This window comes from Janthinobacterium sp. LM6 (assembly GCF_002002885.1).
Lineage (GTDB): Bacteria > Pseudomonadota > Gammaproteobacteria > Burkholderiales > Burkholderiaceae_D > Janthinobacterium > Janthinobacterium kumbetense.
This window is the reverse complement of sequence record NZ_CP019510.1, coordinates 2,582,393-2,603,189: the sequence shown is the minus strand read 5'-3', so window position 1 is coordinate 2,603,189 and position 20,797 is coordinate 2,582,393. Positions and strand designations below refer to the sequence as shown.

Annotated in this window: 23 protein-coding genes; 10 read left to right on the top strand and 13 right to left on the bottom strand. The window is 65.1% G+C overall.

Annotation, left to right across the window (positions count from 1 at the left end):
• Positions 1 to 15 precede the first annotated feature (15 nt).
• The 4 genes from ssuC to ssuE form a co-directional block, all read right to left on the bottom strand.
• Positions 16 to 807 carry an aliphatic sulfonate ABC transporter permease SsuC gene (ssuC, locus tag BZG29_RS11590; RefSeq protein ID WP_077402582.1) on the bottom strand — a complete coding sequence of 264 codons (792 nt, stop codon included), beginning with the start codon at positions 805 to 807 and terminating at the stop codon, positions 16 to 18.
• A 1-nt stretch (position 808) separates the two neighbouring features.
• A complete protein-coding gene (gene ssuD, locus BZG29_RS11585; RefSeq protein ID WP_077402579.1) occupies positions 809 to 1,969 on the bottom strand; it encodes an FMNH2-dependent alkanesulfonate monooxygenase in 1,161 nt (386 codons plus the stop codon).
• 12 nt (positions 1,970 to 1,981) lie between these two features.
• The gene (locus BZG29_RS11580) at positions 1,982 to 2,905 is read right to left on the bottom strand and encodes a sulfonate ABC transporter substrate-binding protein (RefSeq protein WP_253192897.1); all 924 of its coding nucleotides are present in this window, start codon (positions 2,903 to 2,905) and stop codon (positions 1,982 to 1,984) included.
• A 99-nt stretch (positions 2,906 to 3,004) separates the two neighbouring features.
• Complete coding sequence (ssuE, locus tag BZG29_RS11575) at positions 3,005 to 3,625, bottom strand: NADPH-dependent FMN reductase (RefSeq protein WP_077402573.1); 621 nt, start codon at positions 3,623 to 3,625, stop codon at positions 3,005 to 3,007.
• A gap of 255 nt (positions 3,626 to 3,880) precedes the next feature.
• Here ssuE and BZG29_RS11570 point away from each other — a divergent pair, with 255 nt between their 5' ends.
• From BZG29_RS11570 to BZG29_RS11545, 6 genes are all read left to right on the top strand, one after another.
• Positions 3,881 to 5,095, top strand: a complete 1,215-nt coding sequence (locus BZG29_RS11570) for an acyl-CoA dehydrogenase family protein (RefSeq protein ID WP_077402570.1) — start codon at positions 3,881 to 3,883, stop codon at positions 5,093 to 5,095.
• A 21-nt stretch (positions 5,096 to 5,116) separates the two neighbouring features.
• On the top strand, positions 5,117 to 5,944 hold the full coding sequence (locus BZG29_RS11565; protein ID WP_077402567.1) for a MetQ/NlpA family ABC transporter substrate-binding protein: 828 nt from the start codon (positions 5,117 to 5,119) through the stop codon (positions 5,942 to 5,944).
• 3 nt (positions 5,945 to 5,947) lie between these two features.
• Positions 5,948 to 7,345 carry an LLM class flavin-dependent oxidoreductase gene (locus BZG29_RS11560; protein ID WP_077402565.1) on the top strand — a complete coding sequence of 466 codons (1,398 nt, stop codon included), beginning with the start codon at positions 5,948 to 5,950 and terminating at the stop codon, positions 7,343 to 7,345.
• Between the two features lie 65 nt (positions 7,346 to 7,410).
• The gene (locus BZG29_RS11555; RefSeq protein WP_150130874.1) at positions 7,411 to 8,196 is read left to right on the top strand and encodes a hypothetical protein; all 786 of its coding nucleotides are present in this window, start codon (positions 7,411 to 7,413) and stop codon (positions 8,194 to 8,196) included.
• 64 nt (positions 8,197 to 8,260) lie between these two features.
• Positions 8,261 to 9,166: a subclass B3 metallo-beta-lactamase gene (bla, locus tag BZG29_RS11550; RefSeq protein ID WP_077402559.1), complete on the top strand. Its 906-nt coding sequence runs from the start codon at positions 8,261 to 8,263 to the stop codon at positions 9,164 to 9,166.
• Between the two features lie 85 nt (positions 9,167 to 9,251).
• Positions 9,252 to 9,731, top strand: coding sequence for an META domain-containing protein (locus tag BZG29_RS11545; protein WP_052140418.1), 480 nt, complete (start codon positions 9,252 to 9,254; stop codon positions 9,729 to 9,731).
• Positions 9,732 to 9,868: 137 nt separating this feature from the next.
• Here BZG29_RS11545 and epsC read toward each other — a convergent pair whose 3' ends face one another.
• Positions 9,869 to 10,807 (bottom strand): serine O-acetyltransferase EpsC, encoded by a 939-nt coding sequence (gene epsC / locus BZG29_RS11540; RefSeq protein WP_077402556.1) that lies wholly within the window; start codon positions 10,805 to 10,807, stop codon positions 9,869 to 9,871.
• A 188-nt stretch (positions 10,808 to 10,995) separates the two neighbouring features.
• On the opposite strand from epsC, the gene BZG29_RS11535 reads away from it, so the two are divergent.
• Complete coding sequence (locus tag BZG29_RS11535) at positions 10,996 to 12,183, top strand: multidrug effflux MFS transporter (protein ID WP_077402553.1); 1,188 nt, start codon at positions 10,996 to 10,998, stop codon at positions 12,181 to 12,183.
• A 127-nt stretch (positions 12,184 to 12,310) separates the two neighbouring features.
• On the opposite strand, the gene BZG29_RS11530 is transcribed toward BZG29_RS11535, so the two are convergent.
• Positions 12,311 to 12,607 (bottom strand): hypothetical protein, encoded by a 297-nt coding sequence (locus tag BZG29_RS11530; protein WP_077409066.1) that lies wholly within the window; start codon positions 12,605 to 12,607, stop codon positions 12,311 to 12,313.
• Positions 12,608 to 12,687: 80 nt separating this feature from the next.
• Positions 12,688 to 13,128 (bottom strand): carboxymuconolactone decarboxylase family protein, encoded by a 441-nt coding sequence (locus BZG29_RS11525; RefSeq protein WP_077402550.1) that lies wholly within the window; start codon positions 13,126 to 13,128, stop codon positions 12,688 to 12,690.
• A 104-nt stretch (positions 13,129 to 13,232) separates the two neighbouring features.
• Here BZG29_RS11525 and BZG29_RS11520 point away from each other — a divergent pair, with 104 nt between their 5' ends.
• Positions 13,233 to 14,705, top strand: coding sequence for a PLP-dependent aminotransferase family protein (locus BZG29_RS11520; RefSeq protein WP_077402547.1), 1,473 nt, complete (start codon positions 13,233 to 13,235; stop codon positions 14,703 to 14,705).
• On the opposite strand, the gene BZG29_RS11515 is transcribed toward BZG29_RS11520, so the two are convergent.
• The 5 genes from BZG29_RS11515 to trxC form a co-directional block, all read right to left on the bottom strand.
• Positions 14,674 to 15,264, bottom strand: a complete 591-nt coding sequence (locus BZG29_RS11515) for a DUF1287 domain-containing protein (RefSeq protein WP_077402544.1) — start codon at positions 15,262 to 15,264, stop codon at positions 14,674 to 14,676. The genes BZG29_RS11520 and BZG29_RS11515 overlap by 32 nt on opposite strands.
• A 62-nt stretch (positions 15,265 to 15,326) precedes the next feature.
• Entirely contained in the window at positions 15,327 to 15,662 is a 336-nt protein-coding gene (locus BZG29_RS11510) for a DUF6616 family protein (protein ID WP_077402541.1), read from the bottom strand.
• Positions 15,663 to 15,678: 16 nt separating this feature from the next.
• Positions 15,679 to 16,425 (bottom strand): HEAT repeat domain-containing protein, encoded by a 747-nt coding sequence (locus BZG29_RS11505; protein ID WP_077402538.1) that lies wholly within the window; start codon positions 16,423 to 16,425, stop codon positions 15,679 to 15,681.
• Positions 16,422 to 16,931 carry a MarR family transcriptional regulator gene (locus BZG29_RS11500; protein ID WP_216350387.1) on the bottom strand — a complete coding sequence of 170 codons (510 nt, stop codon included), beginning with the start codon at positions 16,929 to 16,931 and terminating at the stop codon, positions 16,422 to 16,424. Before BZG29_RS11500 ends, BZG29_RS11505 begins: the two co-directional genes overlap by 4 nt.
• A gap of 70 nt (positions 16,932 to 17,001) precedes the next feature.
• Positions 17,002 to 17,454 (bottom strand): thioredoxin TrxC, encoded by a 453-nt coding sequence (gene trxC, locus BZG29_RS11495; RefSeq protein WP_077402532.1) that lies wholly within the window; start codon positions 17,452 to 17,454, stop codon positions 17,002 to 17,004.
• 186 nt (positions 17,455 to 17,640) lie between these two features.
• On the opposite strand from trxC, the gene BZG29_RS11490 reads away from it, so the two are divergent.
• Positions 17,641 to 19,056, top strand: a complete 1,416-nt coding sequence (locus BZG29_RS11490; RefSeq protein WP_077402529.1) for a coniferyl aldehyde dehydrogenase — start codon at positions 17,641 to 17,643, stop codon at positions 19,054 to 19,056.
• On the opposite strand, the gene BZG29_RS11485 is transcribed toward BZG29_RS11490, so the two are convergent.
• Positions 19,057 to 19,662, bottom strand: a complete 606-nt coding sequence (locus BZG29_RS11485) for a LysE/ArgO family amino acid transporter (protein WP_034785705.1) — start codon at positions 19,660 to 19,662, stop codon at positions 19,057 to 19,059.
• A 202-nt stretch (positions 19,663 to 19,864) separates the two neighbouring features.
• Here BZG29_RS11485 and BZG29_RS11480 point away from each other — a divergent pair, with 202 nt between their 5' ends.
• On the top strand, positions 19,865 to 20,755 hold the full coding sequence (locus tag BZG29_RS11480) for a LysR family transcriptional regulator ArgP (RefSeq protein WP_077402526.1): 891 nt from the start codon (positions 19,865 to 19,867) through the stop codon (positions 20,753 to 20,755).
• Positions 20,756 to 20,797 lie beyond the last annotated feature (42 nt).

The window sequence follows — 20,797 nt, the reverse complement described above, 5'->3', positions numbered from 1 at the left end:
TATGTACTTTCTTCGTTAGCGGTAAGCGGGATTCCAGCGCAGGCAGTGGCGTTCCAGCCGGCGCGAGAACAAATCGGCCAGCTTGCCCAGCAAGGCGTACAATAAAATCCCCACCAGCACCACGTCCGTTTGCAAAAATTCGCGCGCATTCATGGTCATGTAGCCGATGCCGGCCTGCGCCGAGATGGTTTCGGCGACGATCAGCAGCACCCACACGAGACCGAGCGAAAAACGCACGCCGACCAGGATCGACGGCATGGCGGCCGGCAGGATCACGTCGCGGTACAGGGGCCAGCCCGACAGGCCATAGCTTTTCGCCATTTCGATCAGCCCCTGGTCGGCCGAGCGGATGCCGTGGAAGGTGTTCAGGTAGACGGGAAAGAACACGCCGACGGCCAGCAAGAACAGTTTCGCCGTCTCGTCGATGCCGAACCACAGGATCACCAGCGGGATCAGGGCCAGGGCCGGGATGTTGCGCACCATTTGCAGTGTTGTGTCGAGCAGGGTTTCCGCGTGACGGAAGCTGCCCGTCAATAGCCCCAGCAGCAAGCCCAGTCCCGCGCCGACGGTGAAACCGACCGTGGCGCGCCACAAGCTCGTTTTCAGGTGCAGCCACAGTTCGCCCGATACGGCCAGGTGCCAGAAGGCTTTCGCCACGGCCCACGGCTCGGGCAGGATGCGGCTCGACAGCCAGCCCCACTGCGCCGCCAGTTGCCAGGCCAGCAGCAGCGCCACGGGCAAGGCCCACGGCGCCAGCGCATTGCGCCACGGCGTGCCGGGCAGACCTTTGACGGTGGCCGTCGCCATCTCAGGCCGCCTTTTTCTGCGGCGCAGCCGGCACGATATTGCTGGCCATGACTTCGCCGAACGGGCCGCTCAAGGATTGCTCACCCACGGCCTTGCCCTTGCCCAGCAACGGGAATACCAGTTCGGCGAAGCGGTACGACTCTTCCAGGTGCGGGTAGCCCGAGAAAATGAAGGTGTCGATGCCCAGGTCCGCGTATTCCTGCATGCGCGCCACCACGGTCGGGCCGTCGCCCACGAGTGCCGTGCCCGCGCCGCCGCGCACCAGGCCCACGCCGGCCCACAGATTCGGCGACACTTCGAGCTTGTCGCGCCGCCCGCCATGCAGGGCCGCCATCCGTTGCTGGCCCACGGAATCCATCTTGCCGAACGCCGCCTGCGCCTTCGCGATGATGTCGTCGTCCAGGTGGCTGATCAGTTCATCGGCCGCGCGCCAGGCCGCCTCGTTGGTTTCGCGCACGATCACGTGCAATCGGATGCCAAACCGGACTGTGCGTCCCCGCTTGGCGGCGCGCGCGCGGATGTCGGCGATTTTCTCGGCGACCGCGGCGGGCGGCTCGCCCCACGTCAGGTACACGTCCATCTGCTCGGCCGCCAGTTCATGCGCCGGCTCCGACGAGCCGCCGAAGTACAGCGGCGGATACGGCTTTTGCACGGGCGGATACAGGGTTTTCGCACCCTTCACCTGGATATGCTTGCCCTCGAAATCATAGCCGGCCGCGCCGCCCTCGCCCGCCAGGGTGGCACGCCACACCTTGATGAATTCATCGGAGATTTCATAGCGCTTGGCGTGGTCGGCAAACAGGCCGTCCGCTTCCAGTTCTCCCTGGTCGCCGCCCGTGACGACATTGATCAAGAGGCGCCCGTTCGACAGGCGGTCGAAGGTGGACGCCATGCGCACGGCCAGGCCGGGCGTGGACAGGCCTGGCCGCACGGCCACCAGGAATTTCAGCTTTTGCGTCACGCTGATCAGCGACGACGCCACCACCCACGCATCTTCGCAGGAGCGGCCCGTGGGCAGCAGCACGCCGTCGTAGCCGAGCGTGTCGGCGGCCACGGCTACCTGGCGCAAGTAATCGGCATCGACGGGACGCGCGCCCTGCGACGTGCCCAGGTAGCGGCTGTCGCCGTGGGTGGGAATAAACCAGAAGACATTCAATGACATGATATTTGTTCCTTATTTTGTGCTGGTAGCCAGCTGGCGCGCCGGCAGCAGCGCGTCCTTGACGATGATCGGTTTCGGAATCAGCTTCAGGCTGGAAAACGCGTCCGCCACCCTTTGCTGCGAAGCGATCACGTCGACCGACACGGGTTTGACGCCATACGCATAGCGCGAAGCGGCCAGCGCCACGACATCCTTGCCCAGCCCAGTCTGGGCCGACAGGATCGTCGCCACTTCCTCCGGATTGTTGCGGCCCCAGTCATCGACCTTGGCCACTTCATCGAGCACGATGCGCAGGATTTCCGGGTTTTTCTCGGCATACGTGCGCGAAGCGAGATAAAACTGGTAGTTCGCCACCAGGCCCTTGCCATCGGCCAGCACGCGGGCGCCCAGCTGCTTTTCGGCGGCCGCCAGGAACGGGTCCCAGATGGCCCACGCGTCCACGCTGCCGCGCTCGAAGGCGGCGCGCGCATCGGCCGGCGGCAGGAACACGGGCTGGATGTCGGCGTACGCGACACCCGCCTTTTCCAGCGCTTTGAGTAACAGGTAATGCACGTTCGAGCCCTTGTTCAGGGCGATTTTCTTGCCCTTCAAGTCGGCCAGGGTGCGCAGGCCGGAACCCTTGGGCACGACGATGGCTTCGCTGGCGGGCGACGCCGGCTCATTGCCGACATACACCAGGTTGGCGCCGGCCGCCTGGGCAAAGATCGGCGGCGCCTCGCCCACCGTGCCGAAGTCGATGCTGCCCACGTTCAGGCCTTCCAGCAGCACGGGACCGGCCGGAAATTCCGTCCATTTCACGCCCACGCCCTGCTCGGCCAGGCGTTTTTCCAGGGTGCCGCGCCCTTTGAGCAAGGTCAATGTGCCGTATTTCTGGTAGCCGATGCGGACCTCTCCCTTGGCCTGCGCCTGCGCCGCGACCGGCATGCCGGCCGCCATCACGCCGGCGGCGGCGGCAAACAGCAAGCCCAGGGTGGTACGGCGCGAGAGTCGTTGTGCGTGGCGGTGTGTCATGGCAGTTCCTTGGTCGGTGAATAATCAGGCGGCTTGATAGTGGGGCGCGTAAGGCTGGTCTTGCAGCGAACGCACGGGTACGGAGATGTCGGCGGGTGCGGGCGGGCGCTGTCCCTGCAGCACGAACAGGCCGGTGGAGAGTTCCTCGATACCGGCCTGCACGCGCTCGGCAATCGGCGCATCCAGGCTCAGGCCCCGTTCTTCGTGCCACGCCAGCTGCTGCGCATTGGCGTAGATGCTGGTGAAGACCTGCTTGGCGCCCAGCGCATGCAGCACGGGGCGCAACGCGTAGTCGAGCGCCAGGGTGTGGGCATGGCCGCCGCCCGTGGCCAGCGGCAGCACCAGCTTGCCGGCCAGGCCATCTTGCGGCAACAGGTCGAGGAATGCTTTCAGCAAGCCGGTATACGAAGCCTTGTAGATGGGCGTGGCGATCACGATGGCGTCCACGTCGGCCACGGCGCGCACGGCGCGGGCAATCGCCGCGTCGTCGTAGTCGGCCAGCAGCAAGGCGCGCGCCGGCAGGTCGCGCACATGCAGCTTGGCGTAGCTGTGGCCCTGCAGCGCCAGCTGTTCGCCGATATGCAGCAGCAGGCGGCTGGAACTCGATGGGAGTTGCGGGCTACCGCCCAATAACAAGATGCTCATGTGATGCCCGTCCCTGTACGTAATGATTTGATTTGGCTACTTGGATGCTTGCAGCCTATCGCCATCAGCAGTCCGGTAAAACGAATGCTTTCGCGCTTCGATATGCGTTTTTTGACTATCCGGGCCTGACGCCCCGCACGCCATCGCGCATTCAGCCGCGCGGCTTTTTTCGCATATCCATGCGCGGTTTTCTTCGTGTACGGCACGCGCCTGGCGGTGCAATATCGGCCTCATCGTCTTTCTGGAATGTCACTCATGTCTAGCGCCTTTCTCCACTCCGCCTGCTCCCAGGTCCCCGCACAGGAACCGCTGCAGGACGCCATCCGCATCGCAACAAAGCTGGCCGCGCGCCTGGCCGAAACGGCCAATGCCCGCGACCAGGCCGGCGGGCACGCGGCGCAGGAACGCGAATGGCTGCGCGAGTCGGGCTTGCTGACCCTGTCGATTCCCGTGGAATTCGGCGGCCAGGGCGCGTCGTGGCCCCTCGTGTATCAGGTGATCCGCATCCTGGCGCGGGCCGACAGCGCGCTGGCGCACGTCTTCGGCTTCCACCATCTGCAGCTGGCCGGCTTGCAGCTGTACGGCAGCGCGCAGCAGCAGCGCCGCCTGCTCACCTTGACCGTCGACGAGCGTCTGTTCTGGGGCAATGCCTTGAATCCCCTCGACAAACGGGTCACCGCGGCCGACAGCGACGACGGTTTCACCCTCGACGGCATCAAGAGCTTTTCTTCCGGTTCCGTTGGGTCGGACTGGCTGACCGTCTCCGCCTGGCACGCGCCCACGCAGACGGCGCTGATCGCCGCCCTGCCCACGCGCCAGGATGGCGTGACCGTGCAGGCGGACTGGGACGCCTTCGGCCAGCGCCAGACGGACAGCGGCAACGTGCATTTCCACGGCGTCGCCCTGCCGCGCGAGCTGGTGCTGCAGGCGCCCGCGCAGGCCGCCACGCCGCAAGCCACCGTGCGCTCGCAGATCGCACAGCTGATCATGGCCAACCTGTATCTGGGCATCGCCGAAGGCGCGTTCGAGGCGGCGCGCCGCTACACGGACGAACAGGCGAAAGCCTGGTTTGCCTCGGGCGTGGACAAGGCAACGGACGACCCTCTGGTACAGCACCGCTATGGCCAGCTGTGGCTCTTGCTGCGCCCCGCGCAAGTGCTGGCCGACGCGGCGGCGCAGGAACTGGAAAAGGTGTTCCGCAAGGGCGCGCTGGTGACGGCGCGCGAACGGGGCTTGCTGGCCGTCTCCGTGGCCGAAGCCAAATGCCTGTCGCACAAGGCGGGACTGGAGATCAGCAGCCAGATGTTCGAACTGACGGGCGCCCGTTCCACCTCGGCCCAGTATGGCTTCGACCGCTACTGGCGCAACGTGCGCGTACATACCCTGCACGACCCCATCGACTACAAGCTGCGCGACCTGGGACGCTTTGCCTTGAACGGCACGCTGCCCGAGCCGACGGCGTACTCATAATTCACCCACCAAGGAGCTACCATGACCATCGCCCGCCGCAGCATCCTCCTCACCGCCCTGACCCTGGCACTGGCCAGCAGCTTCGTCCACGCCAAGGACCCGAAAGACATCACCATCGGCACCAGCGCCGGGCCGTACGCGGACCAGATCAAGCTGGGTATCAAGCCTATCCTGGAAAAGCAGGGCTACAAGGTCAAGCTGGTGGAATTCAACGACTATATCCAGCCCAACTTCGCGTTGGCAGAGGGTTCGCTGGACGCCAACGTCTTCCAGCACATCGTCTACCTGAAGAAATTCGCGCTGGAACACAAGCTGGCCCTGACGGACCTGATCACGATCCCCACCGCGCCGATTGCCATCTACAGCAAGAAGCACAAGACGCTGGACGACGTGAAGGAAGGCACGACGGTGGGCTTGCCGAACGATCCGACCAACCAGGCGCGCGCGCTGGTGCTGCTCGACCAGCTGGGGTGGATCAAGCTGCGCGCCAGCTTCGACCCCGTGCGCGCATCGGAAAAGGATATCGCCGTCAACACGAAGAAAATCAAGCTGCTGCCGCTGGAAGCGGCGCAACTGCCACGCTCGCTGGGCGACACCGACTACTCCTTCATCAACGGCAATTACGCGCTGGCGTCGGGACTGAAACTGACGGATGCGCTGGTGGCCGAGAAAATCTCGCCCAATTACATCAACCTGGTGGCCGTGCGCACGGCGGACAAGGACAAGCAGTTCGCGAAAGACCTGGCGGCGGCCTACCGCTCGCGCGAATTCCTCGACATCACGAATAAACACTTTGCCGGCTATTCGAAACCCGATTACCAGCAAGCCCTGCAGACGGCGGCCAAATAAGCCATGGCCAAGACGATACGCTTCAACGCCTTCCAGATGAATACCGTGGGCCACCAGTCGCCGGGACTGTGGACGCATGCGCGCGACCGCAGCCACCGCTACACGGACCCCACGCACTGGACGGAGCTGGCGCGGCTGCTGGAAGCGGGCCTGTTCGACGCGGTGTTCCTGGCCGACGTGCTGGGCGTGTATGACGTGTACCGGGGCAGCCTCGATGCGGCCCTGGAACACGGCGTGCAGGTGCCGCTGAACGATCCGCTGGCCCTCGTGCCCATCATGGCGCAAGCCACCACGCACCTGGGTTTCGGCGTCACCTGCGCCCTCACCTACGAGCACCCGTACACGTTCGCGCGGCGCATCTCCACCCTCGACCACCTGACGAAAGGGCGCATCGGCTGGAATATCGTCACCGGCTATTTAGACAGCGCGGCGCGCAACCTGGGCTTGAACCAGCAACTGGGCCACGACGAGCGCTACGACCTGGCCGACGAATACCTGGACGTCGTCTACAAGCTGTGGGAAAAGAGCTGGGATGACGACGCCGTCGTCAACGACAAGGCGCGCGGCATCTACGCCGATCCGGCCCGCGTGCATCCGATCAACCATGCCGGGCGCCACTACCAGGTGCCCGGCATCCATTTGTGCGAGCCGTCGCCGCAGCGCACGCCGCTGCTGTACCAGGCAGGCACCTCGCCGCGCGGCACGCGCTTCGCGGCGCGCCATGCGGAAGCCACCTTTGTCAGTGGCCCCAGCAAGACGGTCGTCAAGCGTTACGCCGACGACCTGCGCGCCGCCGTGCGGCAAAGCGGGCGCGATGGCGACGCGCTGCTGATCTACGCGCAAGCGCTGGTCATCACGGGCGCCACGGAAGAAGAAGCGCGCGCCAGGCATGCCGATTACCTGCGCCACGTGAATATCGAGGCGGCCCTCGTGCTGCTGTCCGGCTGGACGGGCGTCGATTTCAGCCGCTACCCGCTCGACGCCACCATCGAGTACATCGACTCCCCGGCCGGCCGCTCGGCGCTGGCCTCGTTCAGCCAGGCCGACCCGGACCGCCGCTGGACGGTGCGCGAAGCGGCCGAATACATCGGCCTGGGCGGACGCGGCCCCGTCATCGTCGGCGACGCGCGCCAGGTGGCCGACCAGCTGGAAAGCTGGCTCGACGAGACGGGCATCGACGGTTTCAATCTCGCCTTCGCCGTCGCCCACGACAGCATGGCCGACGTGGTGACCCACATCGTGCCGGAACTGCAGCGGCGCGGCCGCTACCGCACCGCCTATGAGGAAGGCAGCTTGCGCCACAAGGTCTTCGGCCAGGGACCGCGCCTGCCCGCCGATCACGCGGGCCGCCAGGTCAGCATCGCACCCGCGTCCGCGCCCGGCTCTGAACTGGCGGCCTGACGCCGCCAGTGACAAGCCTTGTCATTCATGTTAGCTTGCCATGTTGAAAACAAACAGGCGGCTACGTGTACCTTCCTATCCTTCCCATCCTCGTCATGCTGGCCGCCAGCCACGTCGCGGCCCATGCCGGCACGCAGGCTGACGCACCTGCCGAAGCGCCGGCGGAAACCGGCCAGTCCATCCACATCAACAGCATCCGCAATCCGGAATTGAAATCGTACCGCGTGATGGCGGCCGGCCTCGACGCCTTCGATGAATACCATGCGCTGGCGCCGAAAGCGCGCGAAGTGCGCTTCCAGCTGATCACGGGCAGCGGCGCCCCGGCGGACGCCATGCGGGACCTGAGCTTGCGCATCGCCGGCAACGAAACTTCGATTCCTCTGTCCCTGGCCGCCGATGGCAGCTTTACGCTTCCGCGCAGCGCGCAGGCCGAGAGCGAAGACGCGGACCTGATCACCAACAAAAAAAAGGGCAATTACCGCTGGCAGCCGTCCATTCACAGCGACGGCGTGCCGGCCGGCATGCGCCGCCTGGGCGACCTGCGCCTGCAATGCCAGGTGACGATTGCCATCGCCAGGAAAGAGATACCGTTCTGGGTACGCACCCTTGTCGGCACCCTGCTGCGCACCACCGACTGGTGCTCCGCCGAGCAGCTCAAGTTGGGCACCCGCAGCAATGTGCCTCTCGCCAGCGCCACCCTGCTCGATGGCGAACGCCGCATCGCCCTGAAGGTGGAAAAAGAGGGGCATTCCTTCCTCTCGCCCATCGGCGACACCCACTATGCGGACGATACCCTGATCGAACTGCTCTACCAGCAGGATGCCGCCGGCGCGCCGTCCGCCGCCCCTTAGCGTTTGCGTGCAGCCCCGTTCCATGTCAGCATATGCCACCCTGGCACCACGGATAAGGATCGCAATGCCCCCCACTCTTACGCGCGCGCTGGCACTGGCGCTACTGGCAGGCCATGGCTCCCTGGCATGGGCGCAGGCGCCAGTCACGCCGCCGACGCCAGGCTGCGAAGTCTGCGCCACCTGGAACGCGGATCAGGCGCCGTTCCGCATCTTCGGCAATACCTATTATGTGGGCGTAAAAGGCCTCAGTTCCGTGCTGGTGACGTCGCCGCAGGGCCACGTGCTGATCGACGGCGGCTTGCCGGAATCGGCACCGAAGATCATCGCCAATATCGGCACGCTGGGTTTTCGCATCGAGGACGTCAAGCTGATCCTCAATTCGCACGGCCATATCGACCATGCGGGCGGCCTGGCCGAACTGCAGCGGCGCAGCAACGCGCTGGTGGCCGCCAGCCCGTCGGCGGCGCTGGACCTGGCGTCGGGCGAAGTGGGGCCCGATGACCCGCAATACCACGCGCTGCCCAAGTACCCGCCCGTCAAGGACATGCGCCTGGCGCGCGACGGCGGCCAGTTCAATATCGGACCCGTCAACCTGACGGCGCATGCCACGCCGGGCCACACGCCCGGAGGCCTGAGCTGGACGTGGCAATCGTGCGACGGCCCCCGCTGCCTGCACATGGTCTACGCGGACAGCCTCAACGCCGTCTCGCGTCCCGGCTTCAAGTTCAGCGACAGCAGCGAGTATCCGAACGCGGTGGCGGACTTGCGCCGCAGCTTCGAGACCCTGGAAAAACTGCCTTGCGACGTGCTGATCTCCGCGCATCCGGAGGCTGCACAGTTGTGGGAACGGCTGGAAGCGAGCGCCACGGCCGGCAGCGACGCCTTTGTCGACCCGCAAGCCTGCCGCGCCTACGTGGCGGCGGCGCGCACCGTGCTCGAGTCCCGGCTGGAACAGGAAAAGCAGCAGTAAGCTTGCCAAAGCGCTCGTCAACCGTGCATGCTGGCGCGGCGCGGATCTGCTAATCTGGCGCCATTCATTTAAAGAAGGAACCGCCATGTTCAAACTCGCCAGCCTGATTCCCCTCGCCGCCATCGTCGCCATCACCGCCGGCTGCGCGCAAACACCGGTGCGCAGCGACGCTGCCGCCGCCGCGCCAGGCGCCACCTCGCCCGCCAAGCCGGCACCCAAGCTGACGGGCACGCAGTGGAAGCTGAAGGAATTGAAGGGCAAGCAAGTGGTACGCAAGACGCCCGAGCAGCGCGAAGTGACCCTGCTGCTGGCCGAAGGCCGCGCCAGCGGCAACAGCGGCTGCAACCAGATGATGGGCGGCTACACCAGCGATGGCGTCAGCACCTTGAACTTTGGACAACTGGCCGGCACCATGATGATGTGCCAGCCGCAGGACATGGACCTCGAACGTCTGCTCCTGACCACCCTGGGCGAAGTCAATGGCTACCGCTACGCCGACCAGGAATTGCTGCTGCTGAAGGATGGCGTGCCCGTGGCGCGCTATGAAGCGCTGACGGTGAAGTAAGGTTTTTGCAAAGCCAGGCGCCCTGCCCGGCTTGAAGCGTGCCCGAAAAACGTTCAGGGCAAGGCGCAGCGCCGCAGGCAGTACACTAGTACGCCAAGGCTCTGCAACGCCGCCATGGACGTTTTCTCGGCCACGCTTCAATCGTTGCGCATCTGCGCCTGCGATACATTGCTTTCTGGCGGCACGCTCTGCGTCAGCCACACATTCCCCCCGATGGTCGATCCCGCGCCGATGGTGATGCGCCCCAGTACGGTTGCGCCTGCATAAATGACCACGTCATCCTCGACGATAGGGTGGCGCGGCGTGCCCTTGATCAGCGCACCGCTGGCATCGGCCGGGAAGCGCTTGGCGCCCAGGGTGACGGCCTGGTACAGGCGCACCCGCTGGCCGATGATGGCCGTCTCGCCGATCACCACGCCGGTGCCGTGGTCGATGAAGAAGGAGGCGCCGATGTGCGCGCCCGGGTGGATGTCGATGCCCGTCAGCGTATGCGCGATGTCGGCGATCAGGCGCGCCAGGAACGGCGCGCCGAGGGCATGCAGCCGGTGCGCCAGGCGGTGGTACAGGATGGCGATGGTGCCCGGGTAGCACAGCATGATCTCGGCCACCGAGGTGGCGGCCGGGTCGCCCGCGTAGGCGGCCTGCACGTCCGACACCAGCAGGGCGCGGATATCGGGCAGGCTGGCGGCGAAGGCGCGCGTGATGTCGCGCGCCTGCTGCGCCAGGGCCGCATCGTCGCTGGCGCCATCGCCCTCATCGCCGGCCGGCACGGAAAAGAGCAAGCCGCGCCGCACCTGCTCGCTGAGGCGGTTCAGGGTGGTGTTGAGCGTGTCGCCGACAAAATAATCGATGCTTTCGTCCGTCAGGTTGGGCCGCCCGTAATGCGTGGGGAACAGGGCCGCCGACAGGCCGTTGACGATGGTGGTCAGGGCTTCGCGCGACGGCAGTTCGCGCACCCTGCCGTTATGGCGGATCTTGTGCTTGTCTTCGCGCGAACTGCGCAAGGCCTGGATCACGGGTCCCAGGTTCCACTGGGCCGTGTCGTCGGCGGGCGCCGCGGGATAAATACTGTGCATGGCGTATCACTTCCAGAAAACGGCAAACAGGCCGGGTCGCCCCAGCTTAGCGGCGGCGGCAAGCGATGCAAACGAAGAATTCCAAGGTTTCATATGCGAAAAACGCATATGGATGGCAAAAAGGTCGGCGCCAAACCTGATTCCGGTCACTAGCGTAAAATGACGGACTAACAAAAACACTGTTCAACATGACTAAATTATTAACATGGATTTTGGCGGGCCTGGCGATGGTCGGACCGCTTGCAATTGACACCTATCTGCCGTCTTTCCCCGCCATTGCGCATGATTTCAATGCCAGCCCCCTGCTGGTGCAGCAAACCCTGAGCTTTTTCCTGTTCACGTTCGCCTTCATGATGCTGTTTTACGGCACCTTGTCCGACTCGTTCGGCCGCCGTCCCGTCATTCTCGTTTCGCTGGTGCTGTATGTGATCGCTTCCGTGGGCGCCGCGCTGGCGCCGTCGCTGGGCTGGCTGCTGGCCTGGCGCGTGCTGCAGGGGCTCTCGGCGGGCGCCGGCTCCGTCATCGGCCGCGCCATCGTGCAAGACCGCTATTCGGGCGCCGCCGCGCAGAAAATCCTCTCGCACATCATGATGGTGTTCGCGCTGGCGCCGGCCATCGCCCCCGTGCTGGGCGGCTGGCTGCAGGTGGGACTGGGCTGGCGTTGGATCTTCTGGTTCCTGACGGCCTTCGGCGTGCTGATGTTCGTCGTCGTCTGGCGCGCGCTGCCGGAAAGCCTGCCGAAGGAGCAGCGTCACGCCTTCCACCTGGGCGACATCGCCGTCAATTACTGGAAAGTGCTGTGCCACCGCCAGTTCCTGCTGCTGTCGACGGCCATCGGCGCGGCGTTTGGCGGCTTCGCCCTGTACATCGGCTCGGCCGCCTACTTCATCATCAACATTCTGCATTTGCCGGAAACGGCCTTCGCCTGGCTGTTCATACCTTTGATCAGCGGCATGGTGTTCGGTTCGGCCCTGTCGGCGAAAATCGCCCATCGCTACAGCCAGCGCCAGATGATCTGGACCGGCTTCATCCTGATGCTCATCGCCGCGTTGGTCAACATCGGCTACAACTACTTCTTTGCCGCCGAAGTGCCGTGGGCCGTGCTGCCATTGTTCTTCTACTCGTTCGCCCTGTCCATCGCCATGCCGCCGATGACCCTGATGGCCCTGAACCACTTCCCCAACAACAGCGGCCTGGCGTCCTCGATGCAGTCGTTCATCCAGATGCTGCTGTTCGCGCTGGTGTCGGGCCTGGTGGCGCCGCTGCTGTTCGACAGCGCCCTGAACCTGGCGTATGGCGTGATGGCGGGGCTGCTGGTGAGTTTGCTGTGCTGGGTGTTTGCGCAGGGCAAGAAAGCGGAAGTGGTCAAACAGTAACTTTTACAGCGGATTTTTCAGGACGGGGGCACCTGAAAAACGTTCAGGACAAGGCGCCGTGCCGCAGGCAGTACGCTAGTACGGCCAGGCACGGCAACGCAGTCATGGATGTTTTCTCAGGCGCTCCTCAAGGCCAGGGGGCTGGCGTCACATCCAGATATTGCGCGCCGCCCTGCTCTGGCTCGGCCTCATCCTTCTGCGCCGGCTGGTTCAAGGAACCGGCCGGCGAACGCAGACTCAATATCTCTTTGCGCGCCTCGACGAAGTCGGCGGAACTGAGGGGATGCTGCTGGTCGGGCCAGTGGCTGACGGCCCATTCCTGCAAGGTTTCAAAGCGCCGCCACAGTTCGGCGATGAATTCGCGGCGCGCCTCTTCCTCCTGCTGCGGCGTCTTTTCGGCGCCTTCCCCGATATGTACTTGCATGGCTGCTCCCTGGCTGATCAATCGTCCTGCCAGACTACGCAGGGACCAGCCAGGCGTCTGTTCGCGAACGAACACAGGATTTATTCGGGCATCTTGCGGAAACCCACGGCCAGGCGGTTCCAGGTATTGATGGAACCGATGGCCAGGGTCACGTTGACCATTTCCGCCGGCGTCAATTGTGCCGCCAGCGCCGCATACACGTCATCCGGCGCCTGGCTTTGCGGCAGCAGGGTCAGCGCTTCCGTCCAGGCCAGCACGGCCCGTTCGCGCGGCGTGAAGAACGGCGTTTCGCGCCAGACGGACACGGCATACAGGCGGCGCTCCGTTTCGCCCGCCTTGCGCGCGTCGCTCGTGTGCATGTCCACGCAAAAGGCACAGCCATTGATTTGCGAAGCGCGCAGGCGGATCAGCTCGAGCAGCGAGTGTTCCACGCCCAGCCTGGCGATTGCCGCTTCCAGCGCGTACATGGCCTTGACGGCGTCCGGCGAAGCTTGTGTAAAATCGAGTCGTTGCTGTGTCATGATGCATTCCTTGAAGGAGTAGAGATGCACCATTGTAGTAGCCCAGGAACAGCGCGCGGCAGGCCAATCCCCCCGAAAAACAGCAGACCACCAGCAGATACTCCATGGAATTACATATCCTGATCGACGGCACGCGCGACCTGGGCGGCCAGCTGTACCGCCAGCTCAGCGAGGCCATCCGCTCGGGCCGGCTGACGGATGGCCAGCAATTGCCGCCCTCGCGCCTGCTGGCCAGCCAGCTGGGCCTGTCACGCAAGACGGTGTCCGACGTGTATGACAAGCTCGGTTATGAAAAGCTGCTGGTCGGCAAAGTGGGCGTAGGCAGCTTCGTGCAGACGCCGCACGCGTCGCCGCAACGCCGCCACGCCAGCACGCCGCTGGCCAGCGCACAGCGCATCGCCCGCTGGGAAGCGACGCCCACGCCCCTGCGCCGCGCCAGCCAGGAAGAACCGGCGCGCTACGCCTTCATCGGCGGACGCGCCACGCCCGCGCACTTCCCGCAGGATGAATGGCGCGCCTGCATGCTGCACGCGCTGCGCCAGGGCGGCCAGGCGCGCGGCCGCTATGGCCCTGTCGCCGGCTTGCCGTCCTTGCGCGCGGCGATCGCCGGCCATGCCGCTTTCAGCCGCGGCATCCATTGCACCGAGGAACAGGTGCTCGTCACCAGCGGCGCGCAGCAAGCCTTGCACCTGCTGGCGCTGACCTTGCTGGAAGCAGGCGACACGGTTGCCGTGGAAGAACCCGGCTACCCGGTGGCGCGCGCCGTGTTCGCCAGCCAGGGCGCCCGCGTGGTGGGCATCGACGTGGACGAGGATGGCCTCATCGTCGGACAAATCCCGGACGGCACGCGGTTGATCTATGTCACCCCCGCGCATCAATTTCCGCTGGGCATGCCGATGAGCATGGCGCGCCGCCATGCCTTGCTGGAGCGGGCTCAGCAGCTAGGCGCCATCATCATCGAGGACGACTACGACAGCGCCTTCCGTTACGAAGGCCGGCCCGAAGATTCCCTGCAAAGCATGGACCGCTACGGCGTCGTCGCGCACGTGGGCAGCTTTTCCAAGATCATGCTGCCAGAATTGCGGCTCGGCTATGTTGTGCTGCCGCAAGCCATCGTGGCCGCCGTGGAAACGGTGAAATACCTGAGCGATTGCCACACGGCCAGCCTGGGCCAGCATGCGCTGGCCAAGTTCATCGGCGACGGCCATTTGCTGCGCCATATCCGCCGCTGCCACGATATCTATGCGGGGCGGCGCGAGCGGCTGCAGCACTGGTTCAACGGCCCGCTGTCGCCGTGGTTCCGCCTGGTGCCCGCCAGCGCCGGCTTCCACGTGGCGGCCCTGGCCCAGGCACCGCTCGACATCGCCGAATTGCTGCGCCGGGCGCGCCTGGCCGACATCAGCCTGTATGCGCTATCGGGCTTTTACCACGGCGTGGCACGCCACGCAGGCCTGTTCCTCGGCTATGGCGCCATCGACAAGCTCGATATCGACACGGCGCTGGCCCAGGTGCTGGCGATCCTGCAAGAGATCGCTCCCCTCCCCCTCAGCGGGGTTGCCAGCGATAGTGTCCCGTGATGGGATAGCTGAATAGAATATTTTCCTCGCGCGCGCCTTCGCCGATGTTGTGGATGATGAGCGGCACGCCGCTCCACGACTGCTTGTCGCTGACGATGCCGATGTGCGTGAGGTTGCGCGGCAGGCGCCAGGTGACGATGTCGCCCGCGCGGTAAGCGTTCGCTTCTTTGCTTGGCGGCAAGCTGGTGCCGTGGCGGGCAAAGTAGGTGCCCAGGTTCGGCACGCGGCGGTGGTCGATATTGCGGTCCGGCCCCTTCATCTGCCAGCGCCCCTGCTGCTGGTACACCTGCCACGCCTTGCGCATGTCTTCGTGCACCAGCACTTGCAAATCCTGCCCCAGCTGGCGGTAGGCGCGCACCACCACATCCGTGCACACACCCCGTTCCAGCGGCACGTCGCCGCCCGGATAGGCGAGCCGTTCGTAGCGCGGGTCGTACTGCAGGGTCACGCCCACCTGCTTGCGGGCGGCGACGACGAGGGCTTGCGGGGTGGCAAGGGCTGCCGACGCCAGCATGGGCGCCAGGGCAAGCATCAGGGTGGAAAGCAGTTTGATTGGCATCAACGTCAATGGTCGGATGGAAATGCCAACTTTACCGCAGCGGCAAGGAAAACGGCGGACGCTTAGACGGCGGCCAGCTGCGCCAGGTGGGCAGGAAAATCCACGGCCTGTCCCGCCGCATTGATGGTGTCGAAGTAATCATGCCAGCCCGTGGCGGCGATGCCGGCAAGCAAGGCGTCCAGTGCCGCCTCGTCCGGGAAGCGCCAGACGGCATAGAATTGCTGGGCAGCCCCATGCAGCTTGCCGCCATCGATGGCGCCCATGGCCAGCGCTTCGGCGCCGCTGCCGGACAAGGCCGCCATGCCGGCGCCCACAGTGGCGAAATACGCCTGGCGCGCGGCGCCGTCGAGGGCCAGCCAGGCCGGTTTCGGGCTGTACAGTTCTAACAGGTAATGCATGTTTTCCTCCAAACAATTAAGAAAGTGAACGCTGGGCGCGCTTGCAGATACGTGCCGTGGCGGCAACGGGGCTTTCCAGCAGCCATTGCGCGCACAGGCTGCGCACCCAATCCGGCTGGCCCTTGGCCGCATCGTTGAGCCAGTTGGCCACGGAATCCTGCACATAGACGGCCGGGTCGGCACGCAGGGGCTGCAACAGGGGCAAGGCCAGCTGCGGCTCTTCCTTCAGCTCGGCGATGTGCGCGCACCACACGCCGCGCGGGCGCAGCGCTTCGCAGGCAAAGCGGCGCACTCTTTCCGACGGGTCCGCCGTCCACGGCGCCAGCAGCGCGATGGCGTCAGGCAAATGCTCGGCCAGCCGGGGCCGCAGCGCCAGCCAGGCCCATTCGCGCACGCCGAAGTGCCCATCGTCGGCCAGCGGCCGCATGGCGACCAGCCGTTGCGGCAAGGGCCAGCCGGGCTGGGCGGCAATGGCAAAGCAGGCCCAGCCTCGCACCGTGTCGGAAACATGGCCTTGCAGCGACGCCAGGTCGGCGTTGGCATCGAGCAGCATTTGCGCCGCCAAGGCCATACGTTTGGTGATGCCGGCTGCGGCCTGCGCGCGCAGTTGATCCAGGCGGGCCGCGCCAATAGCGGGCACGGCGGCAGCCAGCAACTGGGCAAAATCGATGGCCAGCCCTTCCGTCAGGGTGGCGCTGGCCACCATTCCCTGGTTCAGCAGGGCCAGGCGCGCGGGAGCGATGTCGGCGATGCCGCGGCTCATGCGGCGCCCCTGTCCGTCTTGCGCCAGGCTTTTTCCAGCAGCGCACTCAACAATTGCATTTCCTCCGGCGTGAAATCGGCAAACAGGCTGGCGATCCATTGCGCGTGCTCGTCGACCAGGGTGGCGGCAGCCATTTCTCCCTTGAGGCTCAGGCGCACCAGCAGCTTGCGCCGGTCGGCCTGGTCAGGATGACGCGCGAGGAAACCATCGCGCTCGAGGCCGTCGAGCAAGCCCGTGATGGTGCCGCGCGTCACGCCGGCCCGCTCGGCCAGCTCGTGCGGCGACAGTCCGTCAGGCACATCGCGCAGCAGGGACAGCAGCACAAATTTCCCTTCCGACAAGCCGTGCCTGCCCAGGCGCGCGGCGCAATCGCCATCGATGGCGGACGCCAGCCCCAGCACTTCAAAGCACAGGCGCAAGCGTCCGACGGATGCCGGCATGTCGGGGCCGAGTGCGCGGCGCTGCACGTCGCCCAGCAGGGCCGTGTATTTCTGTTCGAGCTTTATCATATGGCACAATATAATATGGCGCCATATTAAATGTCAAATGGAAAACCTGAACGGCTTTCCCGCGCGCCTAGAAATGTGCCTTGTCCCTTGCCCACGCGATGATGGCTTGCGCATCGATGGCGCCCGGCTGGCGCGCCACTTCCACGCCCTTGCGAAACAGGGCCAGGGTGGGAATGCTGCGGATATTGAAACGGCCGCCCAGGTCCGGCGACGCTTCCGTATTCACCTTGACGACGCGAAACGCGGGCTCCAGGGTCTTGGCGGCTTGCACATAGTATGGCGCCATGCTGCGGCACGGACCGCACCAAGGCGCCCAGAAATCGACCAGCACGGGAATATCGCTGCGTTCGATATGCTTGAGAAAACGGGCGCTGGCCAGGTCCACGGGTTGGCCCGTAAATAAATCCTTCTGGCACTTGCCGCACGTGGGCTGCTCAATCAGGCGTGCTGCCGGCAAGCGGTTGACGGCGTCGCAATGGGGGCACACGATGTGCAGGGAGTCTGGCGTGGTCGGGGTCATGGCATTCCTGGATGCAAGCTGGTTAAAGCGCTCAATCAGGCATTCTACGGCGATTCGCGCCAGCCATGGCGGCGCGCACAACAGGCAATTGTTGCTTGACCATAAATACTGCAGAATATACATCATTGCCGGATTGCTGTACCCTGCCCGGGACGACACCGCCAGCCCACGCGAGGAACCATGCACATGACCGCTCCCCCGGCGCACGCCGCTCTCGATGCCACCCTGGCGCGCCAGCGCGCCGCCTATCTGGCCCACCCCGTGCCCAGGTTCGCCGAGCGCAAGCGCGACCTGCAGACCCTGCAGCGCTACATCCGCGACCACAAGCTGGCATTGTGCGAGGCGATCAGCGCCGACTATGGCAACCGTTCCCACCATGAAACCTTGCTGGCGGAGATATTCCCCGCCATCGACGGCATCGATCACGTATTGAAAAAGTTGAAAAAGTGGATGCAGCCGCAGCGCCGCAGTGTGGACTGGCGCAATTTTCCGGGCGCCCGCAACCGCGTCATTCCCCAGCCGCTGGGCGTGGTGGGCGTGATCGTGCCGTGGAATTTTCCCGTCAACCTGAGCCTGGTGCCCTTGACCTATATCTTCGCCGCCGGCAACCGCGCCATGGTCAAGATGAGCGAAAACTCGCGCCACCTGGCGCGGCTGCTGATCGACACCATGCCCGCCTATTTCCCGCCGGAAAAGCTGCAGTTTGTTGACGAGACGGGCGGTGTAGGTATTGCGTTTTCACAACTGCCGTTCGACCATCTGCTGTTTACGGGTTCCGGCCAGACGGGCCGCGCCGTCATGGCGGCGGCCGCCCAGAATCTGTGCCCCGTGACGCTGGAGCTGGGCGGCAAGGCGCCGGCCATCGTCTGCGCCGATTTCGACGTGCGCACGGCAGCCGAGCGCATTTTGTTCGTCAAATACCTGAACGCGGGACAAATCTGCACCAGCGTCGACCACGCCTGGCTGCCCGAGGCCGGCATTCCTGCCTTCGTCGAACACGCACGCACCATCATGCCCACGCGCTACCCGCGGCTGGACACGCCCGACTACACCTCCATCATCGACGAGGCCGCCTTTGAACGCCTGCTGCAGGCGCTCGACGAAGCGCGCGCACGGGGCGCGCAAGTGATTTCGCTGTTGCCGGGGCCAGCGTACGACAGGACCACGCGCAAGATCGCGCCGCACATCGTGCTCGACGCGCCCGAAGACAGCCTGCTGCTGACGCGGGAAATCTTCGGCCCCATCCTGCCCCTGCGCGGCTATGCCAGGCTTGACACCGTGATCGACAGCATCAACGCGGGGCCACGGCCGCTGGCCATCTATCCCTTCAGCAACAATAAACAGACCGTGCAGCTGCTGATCGACACGGTGATGTCGGGCGGCGTATCCGTCAACGACGCGCTGTTCCATGTGGGCCAACACGATCTGCCCTTCGGCGGCGTGGGCGAGTCCGGCATGGGCCACTACCACGGCGTCGAAGGCTTTCACACTTTCAGCAAGCTGCGCCCCGTGTTCTACCAGGCGCGCTACAGCCCCTTGACACTGCTGCGGCCGCCGTACGGCAAGCTGGCCAGCCGCGTATTGAACTTCCTGACCCGCTGATTACAGGAACAGCGAGGCGGCGATGGCCCACATGACGAGGGCGATGATGCCGTCGAGCACGCGCCAGGCCATGGGCTTGGCAAACACGGGCGCCAGGTAGCGGGCGCCAAAGCCCAGCAGGAAGAACCACAGGGCCGACGCCATGATGGCGCCGCCGGCGAAGTAGAAGCGCCCCACGCCTTCATGCTGGCCACCGATCGAACCGAGCAAAATCACCGTGTCGAGGAAGGCGTGCGGGTTCAGCAGGCTGAACGCCAGCGCCGCGCCGATCACGGCCCAATAGCCTTCCGGCGACTTGGCTGCCGACACCGTCAGGGCCGTTGGGCGCCAGGCGGACTTGGCGGCGCGCAAGCCATACGCGATCAGGAATGTGGCGCCGCCGGCCTTGGCCCACAGCAAGAAATTGGGGTTGTCGGCAATGAAGGTGCCCATGCCGGCCACGCCGGCCGTGATCAGGATCGCATCGCACACCAGGCAGACCAGGATGCAGGTGAGCACGTAATGGCGCTTCAAACCCTGTTTCAGCAAGAAGGCGTTTTGCGTGCCGATGGCCACGATCAGGCTCGCCCCGAGCCCCATGCCTTTCAAGAAGATTGCGCTGTCCATATCGATTCCTTTATTGCTTTCCATCACGCGCACGGCCGCCCACGCTCTGCCGGCAACGGCAAAGTCATCAGAGGTAGGTGGAGGGTGGTGCGGAACCAGGAGGACCGCGCGGGAGAGTGGAGTTGTTACCCTATTTCAACAGTGTAAAGAAAAAGTAAATATAAGTATAATGAATGATTCTAACCATATATAAGAGAAATTTATGCGCGTCGTCGATTACCGTGGATTGGCCGCCCTCGACGCCGTGATCGGCCTGGGCAGCTTTGAAAAGGCCGCGCAGGCGCTGGCGATCAGCCAGCCGGCCGTGTCGCAACGCATCCGCACCCTGGAAAACCTGGAAGGCACGTTATTGATCATCCGCAGCCACCCGCCCCTGCCCACGGAAGCGGGCCAGCGCCTGATCGCCCATTACCGGCAAGTCAAGCTGCTCGAAGCGGCGCTCGACGCCCAGCCCGGCCCCACCACGCATTTGCCGGAACTGGCCATCGCCGTCAACGCCGACAGCGCCGCCACCTGGATCCCGGAAGCGCTGGGGCCGCTGCTGTCGCCGCCGTCCTGCCTGCTCGACATCCGCCTCGACGACCAGGACCACACCCTGAGCCAGTTGCGCGAAGGGCGCGTGTTTGCCTGCGTCACCAGCGCCAACGACCTGGTGGCCGGCACCACGGCCACGCCGCTGGGCGGCATGCGCTACCTGTGCGTGGCCTCGCCCGCGTTCGCGCAGCAATGGTTTCCCCATGGTTTTACGGTGGAAGCCGTCAGCCAGGCGCCCGCCATCACGTTTGGCAGCAAGGATGCGCTGCACGAGCGCTATCTGCAGCACCGCCTCGGCTACACGGGCCGCTATCCGCACCACGTGCTCGGTTCGGCGCGCGACTTCGTGCGCTTCATCGAAGCGGGCTATGCGTATGGCATGGTGCCTTTGCTGCAGGCGGAAACGGCGCTGGCCACCGGCAGGCTGGTCGACGTGGCGGCAGGACAGGCGCTCGACGTGCCCCTGACCTGGCATGCCTGGGATATCCAGACCCCGCTCACGCGCACCCTGTCGGACGCCGTCATCGCCACGGCGCGCAAATGGCTGTTGCAGGATTGATTGACGCATGCCACATTTATCTATGCTATACAGCAACTTCCC